Genomic DNA, 5,996 nt, shown 5'->3' on the forward strand with positions numbered 1-5,996 from the left:
GGCACCGCCAAATCAGGACCGCTCAAGGGTGCCTACGGCGAACCTGATCGGGACTTAATCCTGCGCGTCTTGCCGGACTAACTACCCGCAGGGAACAGGAATAACCAAGTAAGCCGTTGTTCCACCTCAGAAAACCTCAACTTTCACCCAAAAGGGGGCCTATGCCCCCAGAAGGACACCCCATGTCTGTCACCCTGAAGTATGCCTACCTCAAAAATCAAACCTGGATGTATCGCCGCAATTACCCCAAACACCTGCAGCCTCACTTGGGACAAGCCCTCAAGCGGTCCCTCAAAACCCCAGATGCCCGTACAGCCAAGACACGGATAGCAGAGATCAATCAGAGCTATGCGGAGATCGTTTCACAAGCAGAGGCTCGACTAAGGGCAATCCCCGATCCGGATAATGCGCCGACAATCACAATCCCCCAGCCCAAAATCGAACGCCTGTACCTCCAGGGGCAAACCACGGTGGCGGATTTGGCTCAAGCCTACCTTACCCAACGATCACAAGAGCTTAAGCCTGGCAGCTTCAAGTCGATCCGTTTCAGCCTTGGGCTGCTGACCTCCCTCTTTGGCAGCAAGCGGATCGGGGATTTAGGCCCCTCCAACGGTCAGGAATTCCTTGCGCTTCTGTCCCGTCTCAACCCTGATGTGACAAAGAGCACCACACGCAAGGGCTTGGGAATACGCGACTTGGTGGCTCTATCGACAACTTCCGACCGGACAATTGCGCCTCAAACCCAGCATCGGATTTGGACCCAGACTTGCCATTTCTTGGATTGGGCGGTGCGGGAAGGTCACCTTGCAGAGCATGGCTTTGGCAAACTTACGGTTCATGCCAAACCAGAGGTTCAAAGCTATGCGGTGATGACAGATACAGAGGTGGTGACTTTGTTGGGGGCCAATGAACCCCTACTCACGCCCTTGCTGCATCTCTGTTTGCTCACAGGCATGCGGTCCGGGGAGGCTTGTGGGATGATGGGGGAAGACCTGATCACCAAGGGCAACCTCGGGGTCTTTGCCAGGATCAGACCAAACGCGATCAGAGGGCTCAAATCCAAAGCAGCAGAACGTGAAATTCCGCTACACGACAGTCTTTTGGCTACCCTGGCCATGCTTCCCAACGAAGGGGCCCTGTTTCCAGGGATTTCCGTGGACAGGGTCACCAAGAGGTTCGCCCTGTTAAGGCAAAGCACCGGAGCCACCCGCCCTGGCCTTGTGTTCCACTCAACCCGCAAGTGGTTCATCACCCAATGCGAGCGTACAGGGGTTCCAGAGCACTTTACCGCAAGTCTTGTGGGCCACCAATCGGCGCGATCGGCCAACAGGCTGACCTATGGACTATACTCTGCGGGGATCAGTGACAGCCAGAAGCGGGAGATCATTGATCAGATCAGGTTGCCAAGATGCGTGGCTTGAGGTGCGACGAAAACAAAACTCCGTCCGGGCTCCCATTGCGGGTGCTCGGGCGGGAGAATGCTTATCCTTTTTTTTGTCTGGCTGGGGAAATACCCATCCGCAAAGGCTTCCAGTACCTCATTCAGATAGACGAAAACACCGATAGCGGCCTCCAATTGAATTTCTGCTTCCGGCCCTTAGCTGCCGTTCGCTACATTCTCAATTGCTGCGGCGCAGCCCGTCTATAGCGGACATTGGTGCCTTGCCGCAGCAATATTGAGGCCCTAAGGTCTGCTATGCGGACGAAGCCGCCGTTTGCAAACCCTTGCCCCTTACGCATTGCAGGCAGGGCGACGATATGCATGTTGCCCCCAAAGGGCCGTCAGTTGTTGAACTCGGGCGACACTTTCGGACCGGCAGAAACAACACCGCTCTTCGCCGCGGTGGAATACATTTCCGAAAGGGTATCCTGAAGCTTGTCGGCGAACGCGCGAGCATCGTCCTCGGTCAGACCTGAAGTTGGGATCGGATTGCCGATGCGGATGCGGATTGTTCCTGGACGTGCCCGGATGGCTCCCAACGGCAAGGTATGGTGGCCACCATAAAAAACCACAGGGATCACAGGCGCACCTGCACGTATCGCAATCAAGCTGGCCCCGATTTTAAAACGTCGGATACCATCAATGCCGGACAAACGACCCTCACCGCCCCAAGCAACGCGTTCTCCACCACGGATGCGCTGGACCATCTTGTCGATCAGGGCATCTGTGGCCGCCCTGTTTCCCCTTTGAACGAGTTCAAAATCGATGCGTGCGAAAGCGGCGCGTGCGAATGGGAAGAATTTGTAAAGGTCTGCTGCCGCTGCGCGGTCCACATGATCAAGGAACGCCACCATAAAGGCCATCAGGTCGGGAAAGGAAGATTCGTTGTAACACAGCACACAGCCACGGCCGGGCGGCGGCAGTGGGCCGTCAATTTCAACTGAAATGTGGCACGTATTCAGGAACCGTTGGCAATGGCGGGACATGATTGCACGCCCTTCTTGTTTGGATTCCGCGAGGTAGGCGACACGGGCATTGGCCAGCGGGAGACCTAAGATCCACTGCGCACAGGCCGCAAGGCCGCGCTTGATTTCGATAGCTATCCGCATAAGATGCAAGCTAGACCAAAAAAGGCCGACACTTTCAAGTTTTTCTAAGATGTTCTGACAATAATGCACCAAGATCGTGAAGCACTCTTGGTATGCTGATCTTCACTCGCATCGTTTGAGGATGCGTTGATGAAAGTGCCCGCTTCGGGCTCACTGCCGACCTTCGCTGCGTTTGCAAATCGAAAAAACTGGGTCGCAGCCCCGAGTGTCCGCTTTCTTCAAGTTGCCCAGTTTAGTTTGCAGGCGCAGCGTAGGTCCGAAATCCGCCCTATCTACCGTCGTTCCGCGCAACACTTTGCGAAAACTACCTAAATATTTGTACCTCGGCACTCCCCCTGGAGAAATCCCTTGCCTCCCCATAACATTCGGGTGAAAAGTTCGCATGACGTTACAAAAAAACGATAAAACCCGCATTCCCGTAGATGACGTACTTGAGGGATTTGAGGCTGAACCTGTTGTCGCAACGGTAGACGAGTTCCCTACCTTGACGGAATGGCAGGAAATTGCTTTCAAACGCATGGAAACGGACATCCTATCCGGTGTGGCGTGGCAGCCAAGTGTGACGTCAGCCCCTGCCCCAATGGAACCTACCGCTGATGACCAACAGCGCGAAATCTTGATGGAGGTGGCGAGTTGGTTCCTCACCGCCGAGAAAAAGTTCATCAAGGTTGATGCTCAGGAAACACGCCTAGCTTCGGAGGACGTCTCCAAGGTAGCGAAACCTATGATGGTCGCCCACTACCACGGAACCGACTTCGCCCCCATCGTTCAAAAGAAAGCAGGAAGCATTATTCAAGCCTGCATGGAGGGAGCCCCCTTAGACCCAAGATTGGCGTTCGGGGTTTGGTCCGGCAAGACCTACGCGGTCCCTGGGAATACATCGCCCCGGCTCTATCGAAACTACCTGTGGGACATCAATAGCTGGTCTGAGCCACAATATCGCCAGAACCAAGAAGATGCTAAATATGGGGCCCTGCAACCATTTCTCGATTTTGCCATTGCCGACAAAGACCAACAGACCATCCTCCTGGATTGGATTGCGTGGTCGCTCCAAAATGAGGCGTCCAAACCCACTTGGGCTATCCTGTTGTTTTCCGAAGAAAAAGGCACAGGTAAGTCCACGATAGGCGTCGTGCTTGAAGCCCTTTTTGGAGCAAATAATACCGCTAAGATTGACGGTGTGGAAAAGCTAGTTGCAACCCACAACGACCGCGTCCTAGACAAGAAACTGATTGTCGCAGAAGAGGTGCATATCAGCAGTCAGTCCCAAACGGGAAATGCCCTGAAGGACCTCATCACCAGCGACAGAACAACCGTAAATCCAAAGTATCAGGCAACGAAGACCATTCCCCTCAAGGCTTGCTACCTCTTCACAACAAACCATAAACCACTTTGGCTAGAGGGTGGCGAACGCCGATATTACATCATTGAGATGGATCACGAAGGCCATGCTCAGGGCCCAAAAAATGAAGAATTCAACGGGTTGGTCGGCGACGTATTCAGGCAGATCAACAATCCCAAATCACTCGCAGCTCTGTATGCCGCCCTAAAGGGACGGAAACTTTCAGAAAAGTTCGATCCCAAAAGCATGCGGTTTGAAGTAAACGCCACACCGATCATGAGGGAACTGCAAACCCTCTCCGGAAACGAAGCAGATGACACACTGGAGGCGATCCTAGCGGAGTATTGCGTATCGATCATTCCTAGTGCGGACTTCAAAGAACTTGTGCGGTACCTAAATGCCAAAAATGACAACGCCGTTCGTAATGCTCTGGCACGACTAGGCTGGGAAAGCGGAAAACTTCGTTGGCGTGGTAAGCAACACCGCGCGTGGCTCAAAAAAGGTCTCATGGTTGAAGACCGCCGCATTAAATCCACAGACCTTGCTGAGACGTTGGACGGTGCCGTTGAAAGTGGGTTCGAATGGTTCCCGATGGATTACTACATGGATGCCACTTGGGGTAAGCTCAGGGATGCAAAGCTCATGAAAACATACGGAAAAGACGCAGATACCACTGAAACGGTTGACTACAGCAACGGTGCAGAGGGGCCTTACTTGGATAGCACGTCAGAAAGCCGATACCAGACATGGCTCAATGATCGTGCAGTCCGGGAAGCCAACGAAAAATTCTTAAGAACGTGAGTGAAATCGACCTAATTGCACAGGACGCTTACGAAACCTGCCTAATCGCCTGCGAGGCCTTCGAGGATGACTACCTATCCGGACTTACTGATCGGGTTGACCAACTCTGGTGGAAAGACACCTTCAAAAACCACTCTGGGGAACTTGCTCACCGCATCCAGGGGTATCTCTTGGCCGCGCGTTTGACGATGGATGGGTGCATTGAAATAGGGACTCCAGCAACCGCCACCAAACCAGCGAAAATTCAACGGATATATTGGCGTGGTCGCCGTCAGAAAGTGTATCAGTTGGTCGCCTGGGGGATAAAAGGCGAACTACCCAGCAAAAAGAGCGTCATCCGCCACCTGTGCAACAATCGCCTGTGCATCCACCCAGCGCATCTCAAAGTTGGAACGCAAGCTCAAAACCTATGCGACCAAAAGCAAGCCAGGCAAAAGGATTGGCCCCATCAATAAAGGTTTCCCACTGTCTCGCTGTCTCAGCGTCTCACTGTCTCGGTAGTGTGGTGGAAAGATCACCTACAGCCAAGCTCATTTTTGCACCCCTGAACCCGTGAGAGGTTTGCCCTTGAGCTTTGGCCACATTGCTTTTCGCAAGGAATACCGTCGTGGTCAGCATCTGCACGTCAATATAGTGTCGCGCGAAAAGGTCTTGACCCAAATGTGAAAGCACACAACAGTATCGACATATCCAGAGGCCGCATTTTTTCGCTGGAATTTCTAATTGTTTTTGAAAGAGAAATCATGTCAGATGACTATCCCTTCGGCGCCGCGAATACGACACCACATATTCACCGTTATAAAGGTGGAGATTGCCACCTCAAGATCGCGACAGGCACAAAAGTCAAACGCTATGATCTGATAGAGGGCGGTAGCAGGGTAAAACAGACCCGGCTAGATGAAGCATACAATGTAGTTCGGGAAGTGTTTCCAGATGCTAGGAATGCAACGCGCGTTGGTTTGTTGGCCGCAATGAGCGGCTTGATCCGCGACTGCAAAAAACACTCAACAGAATACTAGAATTGTACTCGATGGAGGCTTGGATCAGGTGACTGCTTGACTTCGATTATCCCAAAATACTTGGCTTCCATTACCTCTCCCCTGCGAACCAGTTGCGAACCGGTTTTCCAATAAATCCCCGGAAATATACACTTAAAAACAATAGATTACAGAATAGGTTAGACCCTACCGTCGGAGCCAACAAACCCCTCTTTTTTAGTTAAAAACAACTAAAATAAGGGTTTTTGGCCGTTTATGAACCAGTTTGCGAACCGGTTGCGTACCAGTTCCGTCACAATCGAACC

The 5,996-nt window shown here is 52.6% G+C and carries 5 protein-coding genes; 4 read left to right on the plus strand and 1 reads right to left on the minus strand.

All coding sequences use genetic code 11. The features are described from left to right. Positions 1-182 precede the first annotated feature (182 nt). Positions 183-1,421 (plus strand): DUF6538 domain-containing protein, encoded by a 1,239-nt coding sequence (locus AB9F26_RS21830; protein ID WP_369769085.1) that lies wholly within the window; start codon positions 183-185, stop codon positions 1,419-1,421. Positions 1,422-1,782: 361 nt separating this feature from the next. Here AB9F26_RS21830 and AB9F26_RS21835 read toward each other — a convergent pair whose 3' ends face one another. Further along, a complete protein-coding gene (locus tag AB9F26_RS21835; RefSeq protein WP_335586742.1) occupies positions 1,783-2,550 on the minus strand; it encodes a lysophospholipid acyltransferase family protein in 768 nt (255 codons plus the stop codon). A 382-nt stretch (positions 2,551-2,932) separates the two neighbouring features. Between AB9F26_RS21835 and AB9F26_RS21840 the strand changes: the two genes are divergently transcribed. The 3 genes from AB9F26_RS21840 to AB9F26_RS21850 all read left to right on the plus strand — a co-directional run bounded on the left by AB9F26_RS21840 (position 2,933) and on the right by AB9F26_RS21850 (position 5,712). Next, positions 2,933-4,693 (plus strand): primase-helicase family protein, encoded by a 1,761-nt coding sequence (locus AB9F26_RS21840; RefSeq protein ID WP_335586768.1) that lies wholly within the window; start codon positions 2,933-2,935, stop codon positions 4,691-4,693. Further along, positions 4,690-5,148 (plus strand): HNH endonuclease, encoded by a 459-nt coding sequence (locus tag AB9F26_RS21845; RefSeq protein WP_335586767.1) that lies wholly within the window; start codon positions 4,690-4,692, stop codon positions 5,146-5,148. The genes AB9F26_RS21840 and AB9F26_RS21845 overlap by 4 nt, the downstream gene beginning before the upstream one ends. 207 nt (positions 5,149-5,355) lie before the next feature. After that, positions 5,356-5,712 carry a hypothetical protein gene (locus AB9F26_RS21850; RefSeq protein WP_369769086.1) on the plus strand — a complete coding sequence of 119 codons (357 nt, stop codon included), beginning with the start codon at positions 5,356-5,358 and terminating at the stop codon, positions 5,710-5,712. Positions 5,713-5,996: the final 284 nt, after the last annotated feature.

Origin of the sequence: Falsihalocynthiibacter sp. BN13B15, from assembly GCF_041205415.1 — a bacterium.
GTDB lineage: Bacteria > Pseudomonadota > Alphaproteobacteria > Rhodobacterales > Rhodobacteraceae > Falsihalocynthiibacter > Falsihalocynthiibacter arcticus.

What these genes read in the sequence shown, in the direction of transcription:
- AB9F26_RS21835 (WP_335586742.1), bottom strand. Translation starts at nt 2,550, where the DNA reads ATGCGGATAGCTATCGAAATCAAGCGCGGCCTTGCGGCCTGTGCGCAG.
- AB9F26_RS21830 (WP_369769085.1), top strand. Translation starts at nt 183, where the DNA reads ATGTCTGTCACCCTGAAGTATGCCTACCTCAAAAATCAAACCTGGATG.
- AB9F26_RS21840 (WP_335586768.1), top strand. Translation starts at nt 2,933, where the DNA reads ATGACGTTACAAAAAAACGATAAAACCCGCATTCCCGTAGATGACGTA.